Origin of the sequence: Pseudomonas machongensis (genome assembly GCF_034961125.1) — a bacterium.
GTDB lineage: Bacteria > Pseudomonadota > Gammaproteobacteria > Pseudomonadales > Pseudomonadaceae > Aquipseudomonas > Aquipseudomonas machongensis.
This window is the reverse complement of record NZ_JAYFUI010000037.1, coordinates 65,982-91,258: the sequence shown is the minus strand read 5'-3', so window position 1 is coordinate 91,258 and position 25,277 is coordinate 65,982. Positions and strand designations below refer to the sequence as shown.

Annotated in this window: 24 protein-coding genes; 14 read left to right on the top strand and 10 right to left on the bottom strand. The window is 65.0% G+C overall.

Annotation, left to right across the window (positions count from 1 at the left end):
• Positions 1-150 precede the first annotated feature (150 nt).
• From ppc to VA602_RS02075, 7 genes are all read left to right on the top strand, one after another.
• Positions 151-2,778, top strand: a complete 2,628-nt coding sequence (ppc, locus tag VA602_RS02105) for a phosphoenolpyruvate carboxylase (RefSeq protein ID WP_112897578.1) — start codon at positions 151-153, stop codon at positions 2,776-2,778.
• A 259-nt stretch (positions 2,779-3,037) separates the two neighbouring features.
• Positions 3,038-3,688: an adenylate kinase gene (gene adk / locus VA602_RS02100; protein WP_063543342.1), complete on the top strand. Its 651-nt coding sequence runs from the start codon at positions 3,038-3,040 to the stop codon at positions 3,686-3,688.
• An 87-nt stretch (positions 3,689-3,775) separates the two neighbouring features.
• Positions 3,776-4,444, top strand: a complete 669-nt coding sequence (gene tsaB / locus VA602_RS02095; protein WP_323452349.1) for a tRNA (adenosine(37)-N6)-threonylcarbamoyltransferase complex dimerization subunit type 1 TsaB — start codon at positions 3,776-3,778, stop codon at positions 4,442-4,444.
• A 131-nt stretch (positions 4,445-4,575) separates the two neighbouring features.
• Positions 4,576-4,872, top strand: coding sequence for a hypothetical protein (locus tag VA602_RS02090; RefSeq protein ID WP_054895058.1), 297 nt, complete (start codon positions 4,576-4,578; stop codon positions 4,870-4,872).
• Between the two features lie 3 nt (positions 4,873-4,875).
• The gene (locus VA602_RS02085; RefSeq protein WP_323452348.1) at positions 4,876-5,745 is read left to right on the top strand and encodes a DUF72 domain-containing protein; all 870 of its coding nucleotides are present in this window, start codon (positions 4,876-4,878) and stop codon (positions 5,743-5,745) included.
• 27 nt (positions 5,746-5,772) lie between these two features.
• Positions 5,773-6,603: an isocitrate lyase/PEP mutase family protein gene (locus tag VA602_RS02080; protein WP_323452347.1), complete on the top strand. Its 831-nt coding sequence runs from the start codon at positions 5,773-5,775 to the stop codon at positions 6,601-6,603.
• Positions 6,604-6,609: 6 nt separating this feature from the next.
• Positions 6,610-7,299, top strand: a complete 690-nt coding sequence (locus VA602_RS02075; protein ID WP_153773979.1) for an extensin-like domain-containing protein — start codon at positions 6,610-6,612, stop codon at positions 7,297-7,299.
• 1 nt (position 7,300) lies between these two features.
• On the opposite strand, the gene VA602_RS02070 is transcribed toward VA602_RS02075, so the two are convergent.
• Positions 7,301-7,924, bottom strand: coding sequence for a hypothetical protein (locus tag VA602_RS02070; RefSeq protein ID WP_054895054.1), 624 nt, complete (start codon positions 7,922-7,924; stop codon positions 7,301-7,303).
• Positions 7,925-8,018: 94 nt separating this feature from the next.
• Between VA602_RS02070 and VA602_RS02065 the strand changes: the two genes are divergently transcribed.
• The gene (locus VA602_RS02065; protein WP_054895053.1) at positions 8,019-8,801 is read left to right on the top strand and encodes a class I SAM-dependent methyltransferase; all 783 of its coding nucleotides are present in this window, start codon (positions 8,019-8,021) and stop codon (positions 8,799-8,801) included.
• Between the two features lie 196 nt (positions 8,802-8,997).
• On the opposite strand, the gene VA602_RS02060 is transcribed toward VA602_RS02065, so the two are convergent.
• Entirely contained in the window at positions 8,998-9,633 is a 636-nt protein-coding gene (locus VA602_RS02060) for a TetR/AcrR family transcriptional regulator (protein WP_054891858.1), read from the bottom strand.
• Between the two features lie 182 nt (positions 9,634-9,815).
• Here VA602_RS02060 and VA602_RS02055 point away from each other — a divergent pair, with 182 nt between their 5' ends.
• Together VA602_RS02055 and VA602_RS02050 are read left to right on the top strand one after the other, a co-directional pair.
• Positions 9,816-10,916 carry an efflux RND transporter periplasmic adaptor subunit gene (locus tag VA602_RS02055; protein ID WP_200603177.1) on the top strand — a complete coding sequence of 367 codons (1,101 nt, stop codon included), beginning with the start codon at positions 9,816-9,818 and terminating at the stop codon, positions 10,914-10,916.
• 6 nt (positions 10,917-10,922) lie between these two features.
• Positions 10,923-13,991 carry an efflux RND transporter permease subunit gene (locus tag VA602_RS02050; protein WP_323452346.1) on the top strand — a complete coding sequence of 1,023 codons (3,069 nt, stop codon included), beginning with the start codon at positions 10,923-10,925 and terminating at the stop codon, positions 13,989-13,991.
• 9 nt (positions 13,992-14,000) lie between these two features.
• Here VA602_RS02050 and VA602_RS02045 read toward each other — a convergent pair whose 3' ends face one another.
• Complete coding sequence (locus tag VA602_RS02045; RefSeq protein WP_323452345.1) at positions 14,001-14,693, bottom strand: pseudouridine synthase; 693 nt, start codon at positions 14,691-14,693, stop codon at positions 14,001-14,003.
• A gap of 10 nt (positions 14,694-14,703) precedes the next feature.
• Positions 14,704-14,925 (bottom strand): cysteine-rich CWC family protein, encoded by a 222-nt coding sequence (locus VA602_RS02040; RefSeq protein WP_153773982.1) that lies wholly within the window; start codon positions 14,923-14,925, stop codon positions 14,704-14,706.
• A 234-nt stretch (positions 14,926-15,159) separates the two neighbouring features.
• Here VA602_RS02040 and VA602_RS02035 point away from each other — a divergent pair, with 234 nt between their 5' ends.
• The gene (locus VA602_RS02035; protein WP_323452344.1) at positions 15,160-15,573 is read left to right on the top strand and encodes a hypothetical protein; all 414 of its coding nucleotides are present in this window, start codon (positions 15,160-15,162) and stop codon (positions 15,571-15,573) included.
• Between the two features lie 2 nt (positions 15,574-15,575).
• Here the strand turns inward: VA602_RS02035 and VA602_RS02030 are convergent, their stop codons facing one another.
• Positions 15,576-16,682 (bottom strand): enoyl-CoA hydratase/isomerase family protein, encoded by a 1,107-nt coding sequence (locus VA602_RS02030; protein WP_323452343.1) that lies wholly within the window; start codon positions 16,680-16,682, stop codon positions 15,576-15,578.
• Between the two features lie 129 nt (positions 16,683-16,811).
• Between VA602_RS02030 and ung the strand changes: the two genes are divergently transcribed.
• A complete protein-coding gene (ung, locus tag VA602_RS02025; protein WP_323452342.1) occupies positions 16,812-17,504 on the top strand; it encodes a uracil-DNA glycosylase in 693 nt (230 codons plus the stop codon).
• A gap of 84 nt (positions 17,505-17,588) precedes the next feature.
• Here ung and VA602_RS02020 read toward each other — a convergent pair whose 3' ends face one another.
• The 5 genes from VA602_RS02020 to VA602_RS02000 form a co-directional block, all read right to left on the bottom strand.
• On the bottom strand, positions 17,589-18,620 hold the full coding sequence (locus VA602_RS02020; RefSeq protein ID WP_323452341.1) for an AbrB family transcriptional regulator: 1,032 nt from the start codon (positions 18,618-18,620) through the stop codon (positions 17,589-17,591).
• Positions 18,613-20,127, bottom strand: coding sequence for a tripartite tricarboxylate transporter permease (locus VA602_RS02015; RefSeq protein ID WP_054891849.1), 1,515 nt, complete (start codon positions 20,125-20,127; stop codon positions 18,613-18,615). Before VA602_RS02015 ends, VA602_RS02020 begins: the two co-directional genes overlap by 8 nt.
• Before the next feature lie 3 nt (positions 20,128-20,130).
• Complete coding sequence (locus VA602_RS02010; protein ID WP_063546661.1) at positions 20,131-20,589, bottom strand: tripartite tricarboxylate transporter TctB family protein; 459 nt, start codon at positions 20,587-20,589, stop codon at positions 20,131-20,133.
• Between the two features lie 138 nt (positions 20,590-20,727).
• Positions 20,728-21,708 (bottom strand): Bug family tripartite tricarboxylate transporter substrate binding protein, encoded by a 981-nt coding sequence (locus VA602_RS02005; protein WP_323452340.1) that lies wholly within the window; start codon positions 21,706-21,708, stop codon positions 20,728-20,730.
• 31 nt (positions 21,709-21,739) lie between these two features.
• Positions 21,740-23,014, bottom strand: coding sequence for an OprD family porin (locus VA602_RS02000; protein ID WP_323452339.1), 1,275 nt, complete (start codon positions 23,012-23,014; stop codon positions 21,740-21,742).
• 203 nt (positions 23,015-23,217) lie between these two features.
• On the opposite strand from VA602_RS02000, the gene VA602_RS01995 reads away from it, so the two are divergent.
• Entirely contained in the window at positions 23,218-23,889 is a 672-nt protein-coding gene (locus VA602_RS01995) for a response regulator (protein ID WP_054891845.1), read from the top strand.
• Positions 23,882-25,261 carry a sensor histidine kinase gene (locus tag VA602_RS01990; RefSeq protein WP_054891844.1) on the top strand — a complete coding sequence of 460 codons (1,380 nt, stop codon included), beginning with the start codon at positions 23,882-23,884 and terminating at the stop codon, positions 25,259-25,261. Before VA602_RS01995 ends, VA602_RS01990 begins: the two co-directional genes overlap by 8 nt.
• Positions 25,262-25,277 lie beyond the last annotated feature (16 nt).

Below are 25,277 nucleotides of genomic sequence, written 5' to 3'. Positions count from 1 at the left end.
CTCTGTAAAACCATGGCATGAGCTGTGAGGGCCGTCTCTTCACTTTAGTTGCATTGGCCGATCCCGGCTTGCCTTGCGGGGGCGCCTATGGGCACTCTTGGGCAATGACCTGGGCGGCGGCGCGGGTGGACCGCGCGATGAGGAGAGCCAATGACCGATATCGATGTGCGCTTGCGTGAGGATGTCCATCTGTTGGGTGAACTGCTGGGCGAGACCATCCGCCAGCAGCATGGCGAGGCATTCCTGCAGAAGATCGAGGATATCCGTCACAGCGCCAAGGCCGATCGCCGTGGCGCGGCCGAGCAGTTGAGCTCCACCCTCGGCGATCTTGCAGACGATGACCTGTTGCCGGTTGCCCGGGCCTTCAATCAGTTCCTCAACCTGGCCAACATTGCCGAGCAGTACCAGTTGATCCATCGCCGTGGCGCCGACCAACCGGCGCCGTTCGAGGACCGTGCTCTGCCCGAGTTGCTGGCGCGCCTCAAGCAGGCAGGGCATGGCAACGATGCCTTGGCCCGGCAACTGGCCAAGCTGGACATCCAGCTGGTACTCACTGCCCACCCCACCGAAGTGGCGCGGCGTACGCTGATCCAGAAGTACGATGCCATCGCCGCGCAGCTTGCCGCACAGGACCATCGCGACCTCACGCCGGCCGAGCGCCAGCAGGTGCGTGAGCGCCTGCGCCGGTTGATCGCCGAGGCCTGGCACACCGAGGAGATTCGACGCACCCGGCCAACGCCGGTCGATGAGGCCAAATGGGGCTTTGCGGTGATCGAGCATTCCTTGTGGCAGGCGATTCCCAGCCACCTGCGCAAGGTCGACAAGGCGCTGTTCGAGGCCACGGGCCTGCACCTGCCGCTGGAGGCGGCGCCGGTGCGTTTCGCCTCGTGGATGGGCGGCGACCGCGATGGCAACCCCAACGTCACTGCCCCGGTCACCCGCGAGGTGCTGTTGTTGGCACGCTGGATGGCGGCCGACCTGTTCCTGCGCGATATCGACTACCTCGCCGCCGAACTGTCCATGCAACAGGCCAGTGACGCCCTGCGCGCCAAGGTGGGTGACAGCGCCGAGCCCTACCGCGCCTTCCTCAAGCAACTGCGCGATCGCCTGCGTGCCACCCGGGCCTGGGCCCATGCCTCGCTGGCCGGTCCGCAGCCTGCCGGTGCGGACGTGCTCGCCGACAATCGTGAACTGATCGAACCACTGCAACTGTGCTATCAGTCGCTGCACGACTGCGGCATGGGTGTGATCGCCGACGGCCCGTTGCTCGACTGCCTGCGCCGGGCGGTGACCTTCGGCCTGTTCCTGGTGCGCCTGGACGTGCGTCAGGATGCGGCCCGGCACCGCGACGCGCTGTCGGAGATCACCGAGTACCTGGGGCTCGGGCGTTATGCCGAGTGGGACGAAGAACAGCGCATGAGCTTCCTCCAGGCCGAGCTGAAGAATCGTCGGCCGCTGTTGCCCGCGCATTTCCAGCCCGAGGCCGAGACTGCCGAGGTGCTTGCCACCTGCCGCGAGATTGCTGCAGCACCAGCGGCATCGCTTGGCTCCTATGTCATCTCCATGGCTGGCGCAGCATCGGATGTGCTGGCTGTGCAACTGCTGCTCAAGGAGGCCGGCCTGACCCGGCCGATGCGCGTGGTACCGCTGTTCGAAACGCTCGCCGACCTGGACAACGCCGGCCCGGTGATGGAACGACTGCTCGGCCTGCCGGGCTACCGTGCCGGCCTGCACGGGCCGCAGGAGGTGATGATCGGTTACTCGGACTCGGCCAAGGATGCGGGGACCACGGCGGCAGCCTGGGCGCAGTACCGGGCGCAGGAAAACCTGGTGCGCATCTGCCGCGAACACCAAGTCGAACTGCTGTTGTTCCACGGCCGTGGCGGCACCGTCGGCCGTGGCGGTGGCCCGGCCCATGCGGCGATCCTTTCCCAACCGCCAGGTTCGGTGGCGGGGCGTTTCCGCACGACCGAACAGGGCGAGATGATCCGTTTCAAGTTCGGCCTGCCGGGAATCGCCGAGCAGAACCTCAATCTCTACCTGGCGGCGGTGCTTGAGGCGACCTTGCTGCCGCCGCCACCGCCCGAGCCTGCCTGGCGCGAACTCATGGACCAGCTCGCCGCCGATGGGGTGAAGGCTTATCGCGCGGTGGTTCGCGAGAACCCCGATTTCGTCGAGTACTTCCGTCAATCCACCCCGGAGCAGGAACTTGGGCGCCTGCCGTTAGGCAGTCGGCCGGCCAAGCGCCGGGCGGGCGGCATCGAAAGCCTGCGGGCCATCCCGTGGATCTTCGGCTGGACCCAGACGCGCCTGATGCTGCCGGCCTGGCTTGGGTGGGAAACAGCGCTGAGCAATGCCCTGGCGCGCGGCCAGGGTGAGCTGCTGGGGCAGATGCGTGAGCAGTGGCCGTTCTTCCGCACCCGCATCGACATGCTGGAGATGGTGCTGGCCAAGGCCGATGCGGAAATCGCCAGGGCCTACGACGAACGTCTAGTGCAACCGGCGCTGCTGCCATTGGGTGCGCATCTGCGCGACCTATTGTCGCAGTCGTGCCAGGTGGTGTTGGGCCTCACCGGCCAGCCGGTGCTACTGGCACACAGCCCGGAGACCCTGGAATTCATCAGCCTGCGCAACACCTACTTGGACCCGCTGCACCGCCTGCAGGCCGAGCTGCTGGCCCGTTCGCGGGTGCGCGAAGCCGCTCTGGACAGCCCGCTGGAGCAGGCCCTGCTGGTGACCGTGGCCGGTATTGCCGCCGGTTTGCGCAACACCGGCTGAGGCCGTCGGACAGCGCCGCACCGGGCTGCACGGTGGTGCAGGCACGGGGTGTATCGGGGTAGGTTGCGATGGGTGCAACCTGCTCGGCAGAACGGCGCCAGATGGGCTTTCGTGCAATTTTGGAACGCTTGTCTGGCTGCCGGGCGCTGTGTATCTTGATCAGCCTTTTGACCGATTTTTCGGTCTGATCCGATTTTCCGGACTTGGCCCTGAACGCCGAATCCATTGATTTGCAATAAAAAAATATGAGGAGCACAAGATGCGCGTAATTCTGCTGGGAGCTCCCGGGGCCGGTAAAGGTACTCAGGCAAAGTTCATCACCGAGAAGTTCGGTATTCCACAGATCTCCACCGGCGACATGCTGCGTGCCGCTGTCAAGGCCGGCACCCCGCTGGGTCTGGAACTGAAGAAAGTCATGGACGCCGGCCAGCTGGTTTCCGACGATCTGATCATCAGCCTGGTGAAGGAGCGCATCGCTCAGCCAGACTGCGCCAAGGGCTGCCTGTTCGACGGTTTCCCACGCACCATCCCGCAGGCCGAAGCCATGGTCGCTGCCGGTGTCGACATTGATGCCGTAGTCGAAATCGCCGTGGACGACGAAGAGATCGTCGGTCGCATGGCCGGTCGCCGCGTGCACCTGGCCTCGGGCCGCACCTACCACATCCAGTACAACCCGCCGAAAGTGGCAGGCAAGGACGATGTCACCGGCGAAGACCTGATCCAGCGCGACGACGACAAGGAAGAAACCGTGCGTCACCGCCTGTCGGTCTACCACAGCCAGACCAAGCCGCTGGTGGACTTCTACCAGAAGCTGTCGGCTGACAACGCCGGCAAGCCCAAGTACGCCCACATCGAAGGCGTCGGCTCGGTCGAGTCGATCACCGCCAAGGTGCTGGCAGCCCTGAGCTGATCGGCCCCTGCGTTTTACAACGGCCCGCTTGCGGGCCGTTGTCGTTTATACTGCCGCTCTTTTCCCTTTCGCCTGGATACACGTTCGATGACCACCCTGCTGGCCCTGGATACCGCCACCGAAGCCTGTTCCGTCGCCCTGCTGCATGACGGCAAGGTGACCAGCCATTACGAGGTGATCCCGCGCCAGCATGCGCAGAAGCTGCTGCCGATGATCAAGCAGTTGCTCGCCGACTCCGGTATCGCCCTGACTGCAGTGGATGCCATCGCCTTTGGCCGTGGGCCTGGGGCCTTCACGGGTGTGCGCATCGCCATCGGTGTGGTCCAGGGGCTGGCGTTCGCCCTCGAACGGCCGGTGCTGCCGGTGTCGAACCTCGCCGCCCTGGCCCAGGGGGCGTTGCGCCAACAGGGTGTGCAGCAGGTGGCCGCGGCCATCGATGCGCGCATGGACGAAGTGTACTGGGGCTGCTACCAGGCGCACGATGGCGAAATGCGCCTGCTCGATCAGGAGCGGGTGATCGCCCCTGAGCGGGTGGCACTGCCCCAGGCCGGCCAGTGGTTCGGTGCCGGCACTGGCTGGGGTTATGGCGAGCGTCTGGCGGTGCAGGTCGAGCGTTGCGATGCCCAGGCCCTGCCGCATGCCCTGGATATCCTCAGCCTGGCCGGTCATGCCTGGGCGCGTGGCGAGGCGGTTGCAGCCGAACAGGCGCAGCCGGTCTATCTGCGCGATAACGTCGCTACGCCCAAGGCGCGCTGAGTGCAGTTCGTCGGCTATTGCCGTTCGAGATAAAACCTTTTGCGCGAACTGTGGTCCAGTTATCACACGCGCATTGGTGATGGAAGCCTGATGCTGCTAGATTGCCATCATTGCTCCTGAGTGCACCCATCATGCGCATCGACGGTTTCTCCTCACAGTCCTATCCGGTCAAGCGTGCCCCGCGCAAGGCGTTGGTGCGCGACGAGAGCATCGACGATGCACAGGTAATCGAGGACGTCGAAGACGACGAAGCCGAGCAGATTGCCCGCGCCAACCGCCGCAGCGCCGGCCTGCCTGCGCGTCAGCAGGACATGGTATTCCCCCGCGCCCGTGACCGACGCACCGCCACCGCGCTGGCCAGTTACCTCAGCACCGCCGGTTTCACCGATTGGGAGATGGAAGTGCTGGGGTTGGACCTGTACATTTGATGGATGAATCCATCGCCTCTGCCTTATCACCTCGGTTGTCCGTCCTGGAGCGAGAACGCCTGGCGCGACTACCTCTATCCCGCCGACGCCCGCCCTGCTGAATACCTTGGCCTGTACAGCCAGGTGTTCAATGCGGTCGAGGGCAACACCACCTTCTACGCCCGTCCTGCGCCCGCCACGGTGGAGCGCTGGGCCCAGGTCATGCCCCAGCGGTTTCGCTTCACTGCGAAGTTTCCCGGTGACGTCAGCCATGCGGGCGATCTGCGTGATCAGCTTGAATCCGCGCTGGACTTCACCCGCCTGCTGGCGCCGCTGGGCGAGCGAGTAACCCCCTACTGGCTGCAACTGCCAGCGCTGTTCGGCCCGGCCCGATTGGCGGAGCTGAGTCACTTTCTCGACGAGATCGGTGTGCCAGTGGCTGTCGAGGTGCGCAACGATGCCTTCTTCGCCCGTGGCGATGAAGAGCGCCTGCTCAATCGACTGTTGCATGAGCGCGGTGTGGAGCGGATCTGCCTGGATCCGCGGGCACTGTTCAGTTGCACGTCGCGCGACCCGGCGGTGCTGCACGCGCAGGCCAAGAAGCCCAAGGTGCCGCCGCGTCCGGCCGCCTTCAGCCAGCACCCGCAGGTGCGCTTCATCGGTCATCCGGAGTTGGCTGCCAACGACAGCTTTCTCACACCCTGGGTAGACAAGGTCGCCGGCTGGATCGAGGAGGGGCGTTGCCCGTACATTTTCCTGCACACCTCCGACAACCGCCTGGCCGCAGCCTTGGCCCAGCACTTTCACCAGCGCCTCATGGTGCGGTTGCCGGGCCTGGCGGCCTTGCCGGAATTGCCGCGCGCACCTGAGGTCGAACAACTGGGATTACTCTGACCCCCAGACCTTGCCGGAGACCTGATCATGGATGTGCAAACCCTGCGAGCCGAAGCCTTCAAGATGTTGCACGAGCGTGATGGCGCCTTCGTCATTGCCAACCCTTGGGACGCCGGGTCCGCCAAGCTGCTGGCTGCGTTGGGCTTCGAGGCACTGGCCACGACCAGTGCAGGATTGGCCTTCAGTCTGGGCCGTCCTGATGCTGAGGGCGCTCTGAGCCTCGATGAAACCCTGGCCAACGCCCAGGCCATCGTTGATGCCACACCCCTACCGGTGGCCGCAGACCTGGAGAACGGTTTCGGCGACCTGCCCGAACACTGCGCGCAGACCATCCTGCGTGCCGCCGAGGCCGGGTTGGTGGGCGGCTCGATCGAGGACGCCAGCGGTCGGCGCGATTCCCCCATCCATGACTTCGGCCTGGCCGTCGAGCGCGTACGCGCTGCAGTGCAGGCGGCCCGCAGCCTGCCTTTCCCGTTCACTCTCTGTGCCCGCGCAGAAAACCTGCTGCACGGGCGCCTGGACCTGGATGACATCATCAAGCGGCTGCAGGCGTTCGCCGAGGCCGGTGCCGATGTGCTCTATGCCCCAGGCCTGCGCAGCGTCGATGAGATACGGGCAGTGGTGCAGGCAGTTGCGCCCAGGCCGGTCAACGTGCTGATGGGCATGGCAGGCGTGCCGCTGGGGGTAAACCAGTTGCAGGACCTGGGTGTGCGGCGCATCAGTGTGGGTTCATCAATGGCCAGGGCGGCGCTGGGGGCGTTGCAGCGTGCGGCGCTGGAGATCCGCGACCAGGGCACCTTCGCTTACGGCGAGCAGGCGGTGCCGTTCGCCCAGCTCAACGATCTGTTCCGACGCTGATCGGCCATGCGCTTGCTGGCGACGCTGTTGGGCGGGCTGATGGTCGCAGGCGCTGTTGCCTGGTATCTCGGATGGCGCCCCCCGGCGGCGTGGAACCCCTGGGCGGCGCTCGATGTGCGTCAGCCGCCGAACCTGCTGACGGCCTACAAGCTGTCACGCCTGCGTGACGACCCGGATCTGTGTCGACAGGCACTGCAAACCTCCGCGCTGCGTTATCGGGAACAGGCCGACAGTCCGGAAACGGCGCGTTGTCCGTTACGCAACGTATGGCGTATCGAAGCTGGCGAGGCGCGGTTGAGCAGCAGCTTTCTCGCCAGTTGTCCGCTGGCGGTGGCCTATGCGCTGTTCGAGACTCACGGCCTGCAGCCTGCGGCGCAGCGTGTGTTCGGCCAGTCGGTGGCACAGGTGGATCACCTGGGCAGCTTTGCCTGTCGCAATGTCTATCATCGCGAGCAGGGGCGGCTTAGCCAGCACGCGACGGCCAATGCCCTGGACATCAGCGGTTTTCGTCTGAAGGATGGCCAGCGCATCGTGCTCGCGCGAGACTGGCAGGCGGGCGGGACGAAGGCGCAATTCCTGCGCGAAGTGCGCGACGCGGCCTGCGAGAGCTTCAGTACGGTGCTTGGGCCTGACTACAACGCCGCCCACGCCAATCACTTTCATCTGGATGCGGGGCGGTGGCAGGTCTGTCGCTGATTCAGGCGTGTACGCGCACGTTGTTCAGCACCACCGGGCGCGCCCAGTGGGTGTCGAACTCCAGGTCGGTCTGCTGTTTGGCGAGGGTTGCGTCGTCGAAGGGTTCCGGGGCCGGCTCTAGCAGGTACTTTTCCAGTTCGGCGATCGGCAGGTGCAGCGGACGCGGCGAAGGCGCCGGGCCCGGCTCGGGCGAAGGATGGCCCTGGTTCATCACCAGCGGACGCAGCCAACTGCCGTTGAGGTCGAGCTGGCGCTGCTGCTCGATCAGTTCGCTGGCGCTGAAGGGTTCGGGGGCCGGCTCCAGCAGGTTGGCTTCCAGTTCCGCCTTGGGCAGGAACAGCGGCTCGGGCGGACGCACCTCGGTATCCTGAACCGGCAGCGCGCGCTGAATTTCGATCAATGCCAGCGCCTTGGCGCCACCTAGTGGCTCGCCGCTGTCCTTGTCGTACTGGCGAGTCAATGCCTGGCTGAAGCTGTCCTGCTCTTCTGCGGACTGCTCGGCCATCGCGCGGGCGAAGAAGTCCTGCCACAGGTGGCTGACGCCGCCCAGTGCCTGGGTATTCTGGCGACCGTAGTTGCCGACTGGCGACAGGTAGGTCAAACCGATGGGAAGAGTATCTGACATGGCAGTCGCGCGCGTTGTGCTCTGGCAGAATAGCGGATAGAGCTTTTATCGGCCGTGGCCGGGGTTTCATTAATTTTTTCGAGTGCGGGATCGGATGGCAGAGCAAGAGCAGGGCACAGGTATCAGGGTCGAGGCGCTGTCGGCGTCGTTCCAGGCGCAGGCACAGGAATGGGCGCAGCGTCTGGGCCTGCCGCAGGTGGATGACGCGGCGGAGTTCGCTGTGCAAATCGGTGCTGATGGTCTGCAGATCCAGCAATTGGGCCCGCAGGCCCCCGGCCCGGTGCGGGTAGATTTCGTCGAAGGGCAGGCGGCGCATCGGCGCCTGTTCGGCGGCGGCAATGGACAGATGATCGCAAAGGCGGTCGGTATTGCCCAAGGCGTTCGCCCCCAGGTGCTCGATGCCACTGCGGGCCTGGGCAAGGATGCCTTCGTGCTGGCGAGTCTGGGCTGCCAGATGACCCTGATCGAACGCCAGCCGCTGATTGCTGCGTTGCTCGAGGATGGCCTGGCGCGTGGGCGCCTGGATGCCGAAGTGGCGCCGATCGTCGAGCGCATGCGCCTGCTGACCGGCAACGCCATCGAGCGCATGCGCGATTGGCAGGGCGAGGCGCCGCAGGTGATCTACCTTGACCCGATGTTCCCGCATCGTGACAAGAGCGCGCTGGTGAAGAAGGAAATGCGCGTGTTCCGCCCGCTGGTGGGCGACGACCTGGATGCTCCTGCACTGCTGGAGGCGGCGTTGGCGCTGGCCAGCCACCGGGTGGTGGTCAAGCGCCCGCGCAAGGCGCCGATCATCGACGGGCCAAAGCCGAGCCATAGCCTGGAAGGCAAGTCCAGCCGCTATGATATCTATCCGAAGAAGGCGTTGAAGGCTTAGGGTAAGCCAGCTCTTGAGCATGGCTTTCCAAGGTGTTTGCAATGTGATTGCGTGAGGGCTGACAGGTGCTTGCCTGAAGTTTTTCAGCGCCTACAAGATCGAGCGCCGCGCGGGCGGCGCTCGATCTCATAGGCGCTAAAACCCCTTCGACTAGCACCTGTCAGCCTCTACGCAACCCCCTTAAAAAGCATGACCCCTACCCGCAACTGCCATACGCCCGCATGAACACCCCAACCACCTCGCGCACATGCTGCTCGGCTTCCTCTCCGGCCAGCGGCGGTGCGCAGCCCAGCAGCAGGCGGTAATCGGCAGCGCCCTTGATCAGGCAGAAGAAATGCTCGGCGGCGCGCAACGGATTCTCGATCCGCAGCAACCCACGCTCGTCGACACAGCGCAGCAACGCCTCCATCTCGGCCAGCACCCGCTTGGGCCCCGCCTCGTAGAAGAACTGCCCAAGCCCCGGGTCCTGGCTGCCCAGGGCCATGATCAGGCGCGTGAGCTTGACCGACTCGTCGCTGCTGATCAGTGCCTGGAAGCCTCGGGCGATGTTGAGCAGCACCTCTTCGATCGGCACCCCCTCGGGCAGCTCGAAGATCAGGTCGGGCAACTGCGTTTGGCAGGTAGCCATGACTGCCGAACCGAACAGTGTCTGCTTGTCGTTGAAGTGGCTATAGACCGTGAGTTTTGAAACACCTGCCGCCGCAGCGACCGCATCCATGCTGGTGTTGGCATAGCCAAGGCTGAGGAACAGCGACTTGGCGGCTTCGAGGATGGCCTCGCGCTTGGCGAGATCCTTGGGCCGGCCAGGGCCTGTGGGTGCGTCGATGGGCATTGGAATCCGTGTCTGTCTGATGAAGCGCTCATAGTACCGGGTCGCGCGGCTCGCGGCTGCTACGCACGTCGCGGCGCAAATACATTTTTCTCTCATGCACCTGCTTCCCGGAGTCGTTTCGCTGACTTAATATACCCGCCCGTATAATTATTCGATGCGTCCTCTGCGAAAGGTCTTCCATCATGTTGCGTCGTGCGTCGCCCCTCGTCCTGCCCCTTGCCTGCCTTCTGCTGCTCACTGCCTGCGGCCAGGAGGCTGCTGCACCCGCGGCCCCGCGTCCGGCACTGGTGATCCAGCCCCAGCCCACCGGCGCCTCGGCCGACAGCTATCCGGGCGAAGTACGCGCCAGGTTCGAGCCGGAACTGGCGTTCCGTATTGGTGGCAAGGTCAGCAAGCGCCTGGTCGAGGAAGGGCAGCGGGTCAAGGCCGACCAACCACTGGCCGAGCTCGATCCACAGGATGTGCGCCTGCAGTTGGAGGCCAACCGCGCGCAGATGGCGGCCGCCGAAGCGAACCTGTCGCTGGTGCGGGCCGAACGCGACCGTTACCAGAAGCTGCTCGACCGGCAGATGGTCAGCCATTCCCAGTTCGACAATGCCGAGAACCTCTACCGTGCAGGTCTTGCCCGCCTCAAGCAGGCCAAGGCCGAATTCGACGTGGCCGGCAACCAGGCCGAATACGCGGTGCTGCGGGCGCCGCAGAACGGGGTGATCGCCAAGCGCCAGGTCGAAGTCGGCCAGGTGGTTGCGGCGGGGCAGACAGTGTTCACCCTGGCCGCCGATGGCGAACGTGAGGTGGCCATCGGCCTGCCCGAGCAACAGTTCGCGCGTTTCTCGGTAGGGCAGGCGGTCAGTGTCGAACTGTGGTCGCACCCCGAGCAACGCTTCGAGGGACGTATCCGCGAGCTGTCGCCGGCGGCCGATCCACGCTCGCGCACCTTCGCTGCGCGAATCGCCTTCACATCGACGCAAGCCCCGGCAGAGCTGGGCCAGAGTGCCAAGGTGTACATCGCCCACGCCGAACACTCGCCGCTGTCGGTGCCGCTGTCGGCGGTGACTGCCGAGCAGGGCCAGGCTTATGTCTGGCGGGTTGGCAAGGACAATCGACTGGAGCGTGCGCCCGTGCGTCTCGGCCCTTATGGCGCAGACAGCGTGCCGGTGCTCGAAGGGCTGGGCGCCAGCGACTGGGTGGTCGCCGCGGGTGGCCACGTGCTGCGCGAAGGCCAGGAGGTACGGCCGGTCGATCGCAGCAACCGTGTGGTGAACCTGGCGATCAAGGAGTAAGTCCCGATGGGTTTCAACCTTTCCGCCTGGGCGCTGCGCAATCGCCAGATCGTATTGTTCCTGATGATCCTGTTGGCGGCCATTGGCGCCATGTCCTACACCAAGCTGGGGCAGAGTGAAGATCCACCCTTTACCTTCAAGGCCATGGTCGTGCGTACGCTGTGGCCTGGTGCCACCGCCGAAGAGGTGTCCCGACAGGTCACCGAGCGCATTGAAAAGAAGCTGATGGAGACCGGCGAGTACGACAAGATCGTCTCGTTCTCCCGTCCGGGTGAGTCCCAGGTCACGTTCATGGCCCGCGACTCGATGCATTCGAACGAAATTCCCGAGCTGTGGTACCAGATCCGCAAGAAGGTCGCGGACATTCGTCACACCTTGCCACCGGAGGTGCAGGGGCCGTTCTTCAACGACGAGTTCGGCACCACCTTCGGCAATATCTACGCCCTGAGCGGGGCAGGCTTCGACTATGCGGTGCTCAAGGATTATGCCGACCGCATCCAGATCCAGCTGCAGCGGGTCAAGGATGTGGGCAAGGTCGAGCTGATCGGCTTGCAGGACGAGAAGATCTGGATCGAGCTGTCCAACACCAAGCTGGCGACCCTTGGGGTGCCGCTGGCGGCGGTGCAGCAGGCGTTGCGCGAGCAGAATGCGGTGAGCACCGCGGGCTTCTTCGAAACGCCCAGTGAGCGCTTGCAGCTGCGGGTCAGCGGGCGCTTCGACAGCGTCGAGCAGATTCGCCAGTTCCCCATCCGTGTAGGCGACCGAACCTTCCGCATCGGCGATGTCGCCGAAGTCCATCGCGGCTTCAACGACCCTCCTGCGCCACGTATGCGCTTCATGGGCGAGGATGCCATCGGCCTTGCCGTGTCGATGAAGGACGGCGGTGACATCCTGGTACTGGGCAAGGCGCTGGAAGCCGAGTTCGCCCGCCTGGCGCACAACCTGCCGGCGGGCATGGAGCTGCGCAAGGTGTCCGATCAGCCGGCAGCGGTCAAGGCTGGGGTCGGCGAGTTCATCCAGGTGCTGGTCGAGGCACTGGTCATCGTGTTGCTGGTGAGCTTCTTCTCGCTGGGGGTGCGCACGGGGTTGGTGGTGGCGCTGGCGATCCCGCTGGTGCTGGCGATGACCTTCGCCGCGATGCACTACTTCGGCATCGGCTTGCACAAGATTTCGCTGGGGGCGCTGGTACTGGCCCTGGGGTTGCTTGTGGACGATGCGATCATTGCGGTCGAGATGATGGCGATCAAGATGGAGCAGGGCTACGACCGGCTCAAGGCGGCGAGCTATGCCTGGTCGAGTACCGCCTTCCCGATGCTGACCGGCACGCTGATCACCGCTGCGGGCTTTCTGCCGATCGCCACGGCCGCGTCTAGCACCGGCGAGTACACCCGGTCGATCTTCCAGGTGGTGACCATTGCCTTGCTGACCTCGTGGGTCGCGGCGGTATTGTTCGTCCCCTACCTGGGCGACCGCCTGCTGCCGGACCTGGCCAAGCGCCATGCGGCGCGTCACGGCAATGGCGAGCATACGCCCGACCCTTATGCCACGCCGTTCTACCAGCGTGTGCGCAGGGTGGTGGAGTGGTGCGTGCGCCGTCGCAAGACCGTGATCGTGCTGACCATTGCCGCTTTCATCGGCAGCATCGTGCTGTTCCGCTTCGTGCCCCAGCAGTTCTTCCCGGCGTCGGCGCGGCCTGAGCTGATGATCGACCTGAAGCTGGCCGAAGGCGCTTCGCTGGCCAATACCGCCGAGCAGGTCAAGCGTCTGGAGGCCCTACTCAAGCAGCAGGACGGTATCGACAACTACGTGGCCTACGTCGGCACCGGCTCACCGCGTTATTACCTGCCGCTGGATCAGCAACTGCCGGCGGCGAGCTTCGCCCAGTTCGTGGTGCTGGCCAAGTCGCTCAAAGACCGCGAAGCCCTGCGCAGCTGGGCCATTACCACCCTTGAGCAGGAATTCCCGCAATTGCGCTCGCGGGTCACGCGCCTTGAGAACGGTCCGCCCGTGGGTTACCCGGTACAGTTCCGGGTCACCGGTGAGCACATCGAGAAAGTACGCGCCCTGGCCCGCGAGGTGGCGGCCAAGGTGCGCGAGAACCCGCATGTGGTCAACGTGCACCTGGACTGGGAGGAGCCGAGCAAGGCGGTGTTCCTGGCGATCGACCAGGACCGTGCCCGCGCGCTGGGGGTGAGTACCTCGCACCTGTCCAGTTTCCTGCAGAGTTCACTGACAGGTACCACCGTCAGCCAGTACCGCGAGGACAACGAACTGATCGAGATCCTCCTGCGCGGTACCCGCGAGGAGCGCAGCGACATGGGTAGCCTGGGCAGCCTGGCGCTGCCGACCGACAACGGCCAGAGCGTGGCGTTGTCGCAGGTGGCGACGCTGGAGTACGGCTTCGAAGAGGGCGTGATCTGGCACCGCAATCGACTGCCGACGGTGACCGTGCGTGCCGACATCTACGACAAGGAACAGCCGGACAGCCTGGTCAAGCAGATCCTGCCGACCCTGCAGCAGGTGCGCGAGCAGTTGCCCGACGGCTACCTGCTGGAAGTCGGCGGCACGGTGGAGGATGCCCAGCGCGGTCAACGCTCGGTAAACGCGGGCATGCCGCTGTTCATCGTGGTGGTACTGAGCTTGCTGATGATCCAGCTGCGCAGTTTCTCGCGCACGGTGATGGTGTTCCTCACCGCGCCGTTGGGGCTGATTGGTGTGACCCTGTTCCTGCTGGTGTTCCGCCAGCCGTTCGGCTTCGTGGCGATGCTTGGCACCATCGCGTTGGCAGGGATGATCATGCGTAACTCGGTGATCCTGGTGGACCAGATCGAGCAGGACATCACCGCTGGGCTGGACCGTTGGCAGGCGATCATCGAGGCCACGGTGCGGCGCTTCCGTCCCATCGTGCTGACCGCCCTGGCGGCGGTTCTGGCGATGATCCCGCTGTCGCGCAGCGTGTTCTACGGGCCGATGGCGGTGGCGATCATGGGTGGTCTGATCGTGGCCACGGCGCTGACGCTGTTGTTCCTGCCGGCGCTGTATGCGGCGTGGTTCAGGGTGAGGAAGAACGCCTGAGGCCGACCTTCAGACCGCCGCGATTTCCTCGGCGGTCAGCGTCCTGAACGCACCTGGCGCCAGGGCCGGGTCCAGATGGATCGGCCCCATGCTTTCGCGGTGCAGGCCGATCACCTTGTTGTCGAAGTGGCCGAACATGCGCTTGACCTGGTGATAGCGCCCTTCGACGATCGCCAGCCGCGCGCTACGTGGGCCCAGAATGTCGAGTTGGGCGGGCAGGGTGGTGAGGTCTTCGAAGGCGAAGTAGAAGCCTTGGCGGAATTTGTCGATGTAGTGCGCGCCGATTTCGTCCTCGGTCTCGACCAGATAGATCTTCGCCTGCTTGGTGCGTGGTTGGGTCAGGCGGCGTGACCATTGGCCGTCATTGGTCAGGATCATCAGGCCGGTGGTGTTGTAGTCCAGGCGCCCGGCAATGTGCAGGTCGTCACGCAGGTCGGGCGGCAGCAGGTCGAGTACGGTGGGGTGCTGCGGGTCGCGGGTGGCGCTGACGCAACCGGCGGGCTTGTGCAGCATCAGGTAGCGTGCCGGGCGCCCGGCCTGCAGCAACTGCTCATCGACCTCGACTCGGCTGAATTCGCGCACCTCGTGGCGCGGGTCGATCACCGGCTGCGCGTCGACCCACACACGGCGCTGCACCAGCAGCACGCGCACCTGCTGGCGGTTGTACTGGGGGAAGTTGGCGAGAAATCGATCCAGGCGCATCGTACAAGTCTTAGAGAGGCTGCCGCTGGTCGGCTGCCTTGAGCTGTTCGTCGACTGCTGCACAGCGAGGGCACAGACAGGCTTTGTTACGCAGTTCGTCGGGAAGCGCTTCGAGCACAGCGGAGTCGATGCTGACGCTGAAACACCAGCAGGCCTGGGTGGCACTGCGCGGGTCGGCCAGGGCGCACTGGTTGGCGGCGCCGCAGGCGGGGCAGCGCTGGCTGTCGTTCATGGGGGCTTCCGGGTATTCGAGGTAGATCTGCACAGAGGCGCGCAGTATATCTGCTGACAGCTTTTGTCGCGCCTCTGTCCATTTGTATTTCCGGATCGTTCTGTCTGTTTCAATTTGTTGCGCAAATGGCACCGGATCTCGGGCGCACTGTCTTACTCAGTGTCGATCAACGTGTTGCGATCGACGTCCGCCAGCGCCGCTGTGCCGGGCAATCCAGCGGTCCAGGAGGCCGCCATGTACCCTCGAATCCTGTTGGTCGTTCTGCTTGGCCTGATGACCAGTGCCTGCGCCCCATACTACGGGGGCGGGGGCCATTACCGCAGCGAGTACTACACCGCTGACCGGTACGCCTACCCGGGTTACTACTATCGTCAGGACCGTTACTACGTCGCGCCCCAGCCTCGGTATTACTACCAGACGGCACCGCGTTACTACCGTCCAGCGCCGGCGCCTTACTACCGGCCCTACACGCCACCGGTGGTGAACCAGTGGCATGGCAATCCGCGTTATGACTACGGCAACCGCCAGCGCTATGACTATGGGCGTGACCGCGATCGCCAGGACTATCGTGGTGGTGGGCGGGATGATCGCTGGCATTCCAATGGGCAAAGGGACCGGGGGCGCGGGGATCGCAACTGGCAGCGATAGGATCAGCCCAGATCTGCCAGCGGGTGTCGCCCCTCCCAGACTTTAGCGAAATGCGCGTCGACCACCGCCGCTGGCACCTTGCCGATATCCGGCCAGTGCCAGCGCGGTTGGTTGTCTTTGTCGAGCAAGCGAGCACGCACCCCTTCGCTGAATTCCGGATGCCGACAGCAGTTCAGGCTCATGGCATATTCCATCTGGAACACCTGGGCCAGCGACAGGTGACGGGCGCGGTGAAGCTGTTCCCAGACCAGATGACCCGTGAGCGGGCAGCCTTCATGCAAGCGCTCGCCCGCCTTGGCCAGCAGTGGATCGGCGTGTTGTCTCAAGCCGCACACGGCCCGCCAGGCGGCTACCGGGTCAGCGATATCGAGCAGCGCATCGATCACGGCGCGGCGGGGCAGCCACTGCGCCTCGGGAAGTTCGCCCCAGGCGCGATGCTGCTCGGCCCTGAGCAGGCTGTTCAGTTGCAGGTCGGTCTGTTCCTGCCAGTTCAGTTGCAGCAGTTCTTCAATCAGCGCCGCCTGCTGCGGCTCGCCGAGGAAGCGGTCTGCCAACCCCAGGTCAAGGGCGTCACGGGCATTGATCGGCGCACCGGTCAGCGCCAGAAACAGGCCAAGCTTGCCCGGCAGGCGGCTGAGGAACCAACTGGCACCGACATCCGGATACAGACCGATGCTCACCTCCGGCATCGCCAGGCGGCTGCTGGGGGTGACGATGCGTACATTGGCACCCTGCAACAGGCCCATGCCGCCGCCCAGCACATGACCGTGGCCCCAGCACAACAGCGGCTTGGGGTAGGTGTGCAGCAGATAGTCGAGGCGGTATTCGGCGGCGAAAAAGGTTGCCGCCAGCGGCGGCACGCTGCCGGGATGCTCGCGACAGGCCTGTACCAGCGCCCGTACATCGCCGCCTGCGCAGAAGGCCTTTTCGCCATCGCCGCGCAGCAGCACGCAGACCACGCCCGGATCGCGTGCCCATTCGCGCAGGTGCGAATCGAGCATCTCGATCATCGGCAGGGTCAGGGCGTTCAGGGTCTTGGCGGCATCCAGGGTGGCGATGCCGATACGGGCGCCATCGGCGCCGGTGAGTACCTCGCAATGAATGGACATGGACAACCTCGCGCAAGTCGTCGCACAAGTATGGCTTGCCTGGCCGATCGTGCTTGTCACCGGTCGGAGCGATTGACAAGCCGGGGCGGCTTTCCTAGTGTCGCGCCCACTCTGATTCAGGATGGCGCCATGACCGACGACGATCGCATCAAGCTCGAACCTAGCTGGAAGGCCGCATTGCGTGCCGAGTTCGACAAGCCCTACATGCAGCAGCTGCGCGAATTCCTGCGCCAGGAATATGCCGCGGGCAAGGAGATCTATCCACCTGGGCCGCTGATCTTCAACGCCCTCAACACCACGCCGCTGGACAAGGTGAAGGTGGTGATCCTCGGCCAGGACCCTTACCACGGCCCCGGCCAGGCCCATGGTCTGTGCTTCTCGGTGCAGCCGGGCGTGCCGACGCCGCCTTCGCTGGTGAACATCTACAAGGAGCTGCAGCGCGACCTGAACCTGCCGATCCCCAATCACGGCTACCTGCAGAGCTGGGCCGAGCAGGGGGTGTTGCTGCTCAACACCACCATGACCGTCGAGCGTGCCAATGCTGCGTCGCATGCCAAGAAGGGCTGGGAGTTCTTCACCGACCGCATCATCGAGCTGGTCAGCGAGCAGTGCGAGAACGTGGTGTTCCTGCTGTGGGGGGCCCATGCGCAGAGCAAGCAGAAGCTGATCGACGGGACCAAGCATCTGGTGCTCAAGTCGGTGCATCCGTCACCGTTGTCGGCGTATCGCGGGTTCTTGGGCTGCGGGCATTTCAGCCGGACCAACGGCTTCCTGCAGCAGCGCGGATTGGAGCCCATCAACTGGGCGGTGCCGCCGTTGTAAGGGCTTGCGGTCGGGTTGGTCTCTTCGCGGGCAAGCCTGCTCTCAGCCAGTAGGAGCGGGCTTGCCCGCGAAGAGGCCGACCGCTCAATCGCCCTGGCGCACCCAATACCTGAACATCGGTTCTGCCAGAAACAGCACGAACAGCAGCCGCATCACCTGCAATGCCGTCACCAGCGGCACCGACAGTTGCAGGGTCTCCGCCGTCAGACTCATCTCGGCAATCCCCCCCGGCATCATCCCCAATGTCAGCGAACGCAGGTCCAGGTGGCTGAACAGGCTCAGCACCCAGGCCGCTCCACCTGCGATCAGCATGCACAGGGCCGTCGCCACCAAGGTGCGCCCCAGGAATGCCGGTGCACGGCGGAAGAACGCGCGGTTGAAGTGACAGGCCAGGCCACTGCCGATCAGCCACTGGCCGATCTGGCTGGCGCCGTTGGGCAGGCCGATCTGCAGGTTGTTTGCCAGGCTGATGCTGGCGGCCACCAGCAGTGGCCCGAACAACCAGGGGTTGGGCTGGCGCAGGCGCTGCCAGAGCAGCGCCATGCCGATGCTCAGCGGCGCGATCAGCGCCAGCCAGCCCCAACTGACGCTGCCGGCATGGTTCAGCGCCACGCCATTGCCCAGCAGCAGCTTGAACAGCGCCGGTACGCACAGCACCACCGCCAGCACGCGCAGGCTCTGCGCTGCCGCTACCTGGCTGAGCACTGCGCCGTTGCGCGCGCCGAGGTTGACCATCTCGCCCGAACCGCCGGGCATGCTGGCAAAGAATGCCGTGGCACGGTCCTCACCGGAGCGGCGCAGCAGCCACACGCCGACGCCGCTGGAGACCGTGGTCAGCAGCGCGCCGAAGAAGATCAAGCCGAAATGGCTGGCAACCTGTTCGATCACTTCCGGGGTGAAGTGCAGGCCGATACCGATACCGATGACCCACTGCCCGCATTTGCGGCCGTTGGGGATTTCCGACAGCTGCCAGGGGGTGAGGCAGCGTACTGCGATGATTGCCAGCAGCGAGCCGACCATCCACGGCAAAGGCCAGCCGACCTTGCTGGCGATGAAACCGCCAGCAAGTCCGACCAGCCCGGTGGCCCAGAACAGCGGCAACGACCGATCAGGCATCAGCCATGGCCCGGCGCTGCAGGCTGCGGCGGCGCCAGATGCGCAGCAGCGGGAGGGCCAGCATGCAGAACACCAGTGCCCACACGCTCATGCTGATCGGGCTCGACCAGAGGATGCCCAGCTCGCCGTTGGAGATCGACAGCGCACGGCGCAGGTTCTGCTCCATCAGCCCGCCGAGGATGAAGCCCAGCAGGATCGGCGACAGCGGGAAGTCGAGCTTGCGCAGGATGTAGCCCATGATGCCGATGCCAACCATCAGGAACAGGTCGAAGGTGGTGGCGTGCACGGCATAGACGCCGATCGCGGTGATGATCGCGATCACCGGCACCAGCGCCCAGTTCGGCACGGCAAGGATGCGGGTGAAGATGCGGATCATCGGGATGTTCAGGATCACCAGCATGATGTTGGCGATGAACAGCGAGGCGATCAGGCCCCACACGATGTCAGGCTGCTGTTCGAACAGCAGCGGGCCGGGGGTGATGTTGTACAGGGTCAGTGCACCGATCATCACGGCGGTGGTGCCCGAACCTGGTACGCCCAGGGTCAGCATTGGCACCAGGGCGCCGCAGCAGGATGCACCGATGGCGGTTTCCGGGGCGGCGAGGCCACGGGCATCGCCCTTGCCGAACTTGCCGCTGGTCCCGGCGATACGCTTCTCGGTCATGTACGCCACGGCGCTGGCCAGGGTGGCACCGGCACCGGGCAGCACGCCCATGAAGAAGCCGAGCAGGCCGCAGCGAATGTTGACGACGAAGACCGAGGCCGCTTCCTTGAGGTTGAACAACATGCGCCCTGTGGCCTTGACGGCCTGGTGGCCATGGTGGGTCTTTTCCAGCAGCAGGAGAATCTCACTGATGGAGAACAGGCCCAGTACCAGCACGACGAACTGGATACCGTCGGCCAGGTGCACGCTGTCACCGGTGAAGCGGTACACGCCGCTGTTGGCGTCGATGCCGACGGCGGACAGGAACAGGCCGATCAGCGCGGCGATGAAGGTCTTCAGTGGCTTGTCGCCGGCCATGCCGCCGAGGGCGACGATGGCGAACACCATCAACACGAAGTACTCCGCCGGTCCGAAGGCGATCGCCCATTTCGCCAGCAGCGGGGCGAACAGCACCATGCCGCAGGTAGCGATGAAGGCACCGATGAACGAGCTCCAGGCCGACAGTGACAGGGCGACACCGGCCAGGCCCTGGCGGGCCATCGGGTAGCCATCGAGGGTGGTCATCACGGTCGAGGCTTCGCCCGGGATGTTCAGCAGGATCGAACTGATCCGGCCGCCGTACTCGCAGCCCAGGTACACCGCGGCCAGCAGGATCAGCGCCGACTCCGGCGGCAGGCCGAGGGCAAAGGCGATGGGGATCAGCAGCGCCACGCCGTTGATCGGGCCCAGGCCTGGCAACAGGCCGACCACGGTGCCGATCAAGGTGCCGCTCAGGGCAGTGACGAGGTTGTAGGGGCTCAGGGCGACGCCGAAGCCCTGGCCGAGGTAGCTCAAGGTATCCATGTGTCAGTTCTCCAGTACGTCGAGCAGGCCGAGGGGCAGGGGGACGTCCATCACCCGGTCGAACAGCCAGTAGAGGAAGATGCTCATGCCCACCACCACCATGGCGCTGTGCAGCCAGCGGCCGCCATACAGGCGGGCCATGGGCAGGCCGGCGAGGACGGCGCTGAGGATGAAGCCCAGCGACTCGAAGGTGGCAGCGAAGACGATCAGCAGGCCGATGCAGGCGGCGATCTTGGTGAGGGTCTCGCGGTCCAGGGGAACTTCGTCGTCCTTGTGCACGATGGGCGTCGGACGAATCGCCAGATACAAAAGGCCCAGGCTCATCAGGCCGAGCATCAGCAGCGGATAGGCACGCGGCCCTACCGGCTCATAGGAAAACGCCGCCTGGTACGGCCAGGCCATGACGGCCAGGGCGGCGCAGACTGCCAGCAGGACCAGGGCGAAGATGCGTTGCAGGATCATGAAGGAATCCTCGATAGAAGCGGCTTTCATGCTTCCCTGTGGGAGCGGGCTTGCCCGCGAATGGAACAGACCAGGCAACGATGCTGCTGCGACTGGCGAATTCGCGGGCAAGCCCGCTCCCACAGAGATCGCAGGGGCTTACTGAATCAGGCCGAATTCCTTGGCCAGGGTCTTGTAGTCGGCGACCTGCTTCTTCACGTAGCCATCGAGCTCTTCACCGGTCATGGCGAACGGGAACAGCTCGCGCTGGTCACGCAGCTTGGCGAAGTCTTCCGAGGCCAGCAGCTTGTCGAACGACTCCTTCCACCAGGCGTAGTCTTCGTCGCTCACCTTCGGGCCGAGGTAGAAGCCGCGCACCACCGGCCAGACGATGTCGTAGCCCTGCTCCTTGGCAGTCGGGATGTTTTTCATTTCAGGCTCGTCCAGGCGATTTTCCGAGAACACCGCGAGGATGCGCATGCTGCCGCTCTGGATGTGTGGCATGGAGTCGGAAATGTCGGTCGAACCCACCTGGATATGGCCGCCGAGCAGCGCGGTGGCGATTTCGCCGCCGCCTTCCAGGGCGACGTAGCGCAGGTCGCGCGGGTTGATGCCGGCAGCCTTGGCGATCAGCGCGGTCTGCATCCAGTCCTGGCTACCCACGGTGCCGCCGGAACCGATCACCACCTTGCTCGGGTCCTTTTTCAATGCCGCAACCAGGTCATCGAGGGTCTTGTAGGGCGAGTCGCTTTTCACTGCGATGGCGCCATAGCTGGTGCCGACGGCGGCCAGCCATTTCACCGCGTTCTCGTCGAAACGGCCGAACTTGCCCTGGGCCAGGTTCAGCAGCGAGCCACTGGACCAGGCGACCAGCGTGCCACCATCGGCCGGACGCTGGGCCACCACGGCGTTGTAGGCCACGGCGCCAACACCGCCTGGCATGTAGGTGACGCGCATGGGCTTGCTGAGGATCTTCTCCTCGACCAGTGCGCTCTGCACCAGTTTGCAGGTCAGGTCGAAACCGCCGCCGGGCGAGGCCGGGGCGATGCATTCTGGGCGTTTCGGTTCGGCGGCCAGGGCGTTGCCTGCCAGCACCAGGCAGCCGGTGGCAAGGACGAGTCGGCGTAGTGAAAGGTTCATCGTCTATCTCCGTGAGCGTTGTTGTTATGGGTTACCACAGGGCCACGCTGTAGCTGACCAGCAGGCGTACTTCATCGGCGTCGCGGGCGAAGTTGGAACGGAAGGTGGCGTTGCGCAGGCGCACTGCGACGTTCTTCAGCGGACCGCTCTGCACCACATACTTGAACTCGGTGTTGCGCTCCCATTCCTTGCCTTCGCTGCCATCGGCGCGGCTGACATTGTCGCCGTTGATGTAGCGGGTCATGAAGGTCAGGCCGGGGATGCCCAGGGAGGCAAAGTTGTAGTCGTAGCGGACCTGCCAGGAGCGCTCGTCGGCGCCGGCGAAGTCGTTGATCTGGACGAAGTTGACCAGGTACGGGTCGGCGCCGTCGACATAGGGGAAGGCGCTGTCGCCAGACAGGTGCTGGTAGGCGGCGCTGAACTTGTGGCCGCTGAGCGCGTAGCTGAGCATGCCGTTGACCGTGGTGTTGTCGATCTTGCCGGCCAGGGCCTTGCCCTGTTCGTCGCTCTTCGACAGGCGCAGGTCGGCGCCGAAGGTGCCCGGGCCCCAGGGCTGGGTGGCGACCATGCCGACGAAGTGCTGACGGTAGATGTCGTCGAGCTGGGCGAAGTGGTAGCTGCCGGTGATGCGGTCGGTGAACTTGTAGTCCAGGCCGCCCAGGTCGAAGTGATCGGCGCGGAACGTACCACCGAAGCGGCCGTTCTTGTTGTTCAGCGCCAGGTCTTCCCAGTTGGTGTCGTCACGGTCCTTGGCCTTTTCCAGGCGCCCGCCGGTGAAGGTCAGGTTCTTGATCTCGCGGGAGGTGAGCACGCCGCCTTCGAAGGTCTGCGGCAGGATGCGCCCGTCGTTGGGCTGCAGCGTCGGCAGTTCCGGGATCAGGGTGCCGACCTTGAGTTCGGTCTGGGAGATCTTGACCTTGCCGGTCAGGCCGAGCTTGGAGTACTCGTTGGCCGCCTTGCCGTCGTCGTGGGTCGGCAGCAGGCCGGTGCCTGTGCGGTCCTTGCTGGAGTCGAGCTTGATGCCGAGCATGCCCAGGGCGTCGAGGCCGAAGCCCACGGTGCCGTCGGTATAGCCGGATTCGAAGTTGAGCATGAAGCCCTGGGCCCATTCGTCGCGCTTGGATTGCTGCGAACTGGTGCCATCGCGGAAGTCGCGATTGAAGTACATGTTGCGGGTTTCGAAGGTGGCCGTACTGTCTTCGAAGAAGGCGGCCTGGCTCATCGGGGCGACGCCGGCAAGGGCGATGGCGCTCACGAGCGTGGAAGGGCGGGCGGAAAGGGACCGGCTGGGCTGCATTGACAGCATCGTCGTCTGACTCCGTTTTATTGTTCTTATTGGTTGCACCTTGCTGGTGCTTTTTTTCGGCGCGTGGCGCGACCGTGGTGCGATGCTAGGTAACGAACCTTTCGCTAACCTTTCAGCGAGAAAGGTTTGTTACAAGGGGCTTCACAGAGTCGGCGACGGCGGTACACTCCGCGCCACCGCCCAACCCGAGCAGGGAGAATCCAATGCGTGTGCTGCTGGTCGAAGACCATCTGCCGCTGGCTGAAAGCGTGGCCCAGGCCCTCAAGAGCCAGGGCTTGACCGTGGATGTGCTGCACGACGGCGTGGCCGCCGACCTGGCCCTGGCCAGCGAGGATTACGCGGTTGCCGTGCTCGATGTCGGCCTGCCGCGCATGGACGGCTTCGAGGTGCTGGCGCGCCTGCGCTCGCGGGGCAAGACCCTGCCGGTGCTGATGCTCACCGCGCGCAGTGACGTCAAGGACCGCGTGCATGGCCTGAACCTTGGGGCCGACGACTACCTGGCCAAGCCTTTCGAGCTCACCGAGCTCGAGGCGCGGGTCAAGGCACTGCTGCGCCGTAGCGTGCTCGGTGGCGAACGTCAGCAACGTTGCGGGCCCCTGGTGTACGACCTGGACACGCGGCGCTTTGCGCTGGGTGACGAGCCGCTGACCTTGACCTCGCGTGAACAGAGCGTGCTCGAGGCGCTGATCGCCCGTCCCGGGCGGGTGATGAGCAAGGAGCAATTGGCCGCCCAGGTGTTTGGCCTGGACGAGGAAGCCAGCCCCGATGCCATCGAGATCTATATCCATCGTCTGCGCAAGAAGCTCGATGGCCATCCGGTGGCCATCGTCACCTTCCGCGGTCTGGGCTACCTGCTCGAGCATCGTGATGCGTGATAACGGCAGCCTGCGCGCGCGCCTGCTCGGCAACCTGGCGCTGTTGCTGGTGGTGCTGATGTTGGCCAGTGGCCTGAGCGCTTACTGGAATGGCCGCGAGGCCGCCGACACCGCCTATGACCGCACGCTGCTGGCCTCGGCGCGGACCATTGCCGCCGGCCTCTCCCAGCGTGATGGCACGCTCAGCGCCGATGTGCCCTATGTCGCGCTGGACACCTTCGCCTACGACAGCGCCGGACGCATCTACTACCAGGTGCTGGATATCCACCAGAAGTTGATTTCCGGTTACGAGAAGCTGCCGCCGCCGCCGCCTGGCACGCCGCGCACCGACGACTATCCGGCACTGGCGCGCTTCTACAACGCCACCTACCTGGGGCAGGACGTGCGCGTGGTGAGCCTGCTCAAGGCTGTCAGCGAGCCGAACATGAACGGCATGGCCGAGATTCGCGTGGCCGAGACCGAAGAGGCGCGGGTGAGCATGGCGCGTGGGCTGATGGCCGATACCTTGCTGCGCCTGGGCATGCTTGCGCTGGGTGCGCTGGTGATGGTGTGGTTTGCAGTCAGTGCTGCGCTGCGTCCGCTGGAGCGCCTGCGCACGGCGGTGGAAGCCCGTCAGCCCGACGACCTGAGGGCCCTGCCGGTGGTGCAGGTACAGCATGAGCTGGGGCCGCTGGTGCGGGCCTTGAACCATTTCACCGAGCGGCTGCGTGGGCAGTTCGAGCGCCAGGCGCAGTTCATCGCCGATGCCGCCCACGAGTTGCGCACACCGCTGGCGGCGCTCAAGGCGCGGGTGGAGTTAGGCTTGCGCTCGCGGGAGCCCGAGGAGTGGCGCCAGACCTTGGAGTCCGCGGCCCAGGGTACTGATCGCCTTACCCACCTGGCCAACCAGCTGCTGTCGCTGGCCCGGGTGGAAAATGGCGCGCGGGCGATCGCCGAAGGCGGTGCAAAGCGCCTGGACCTCAGCCAGCTGGCCCGCGAACTGGGCATGGCGATGGCACCGCTGGCCCATGCCCGTGGTGTTGCCCTGGCGCTGGAAGCCGAGGCGCCGGTGTGGCTGAAGGGAGAACCGACCTTGCTCAACGAGCTGCTCAGCAACCTGGTGGACAATGCACTGGCCCATACGCCGATGGGCGGCAACGTGATTCTGCGGGTGCTGGCCCCCGCCGTACTGGAGGTCGAGGACGATGGCCCGGGGATTCCACTGGATGATCGCGAGCGTGTGTTCGAGCGCTTCTACCGGCGCAGTGCCCAGGGCAGTGGGCTGGGGTTGGCGATCGTCGGCGAAATTTGCCGTGCGCATCTGGCGCAGATCAGCCTGCATGATGGCGACAACGGCGGTTTGAAGGTGCGGGTGAGTTTCATCGCGGATTGACCGCCGCACCCGCGGC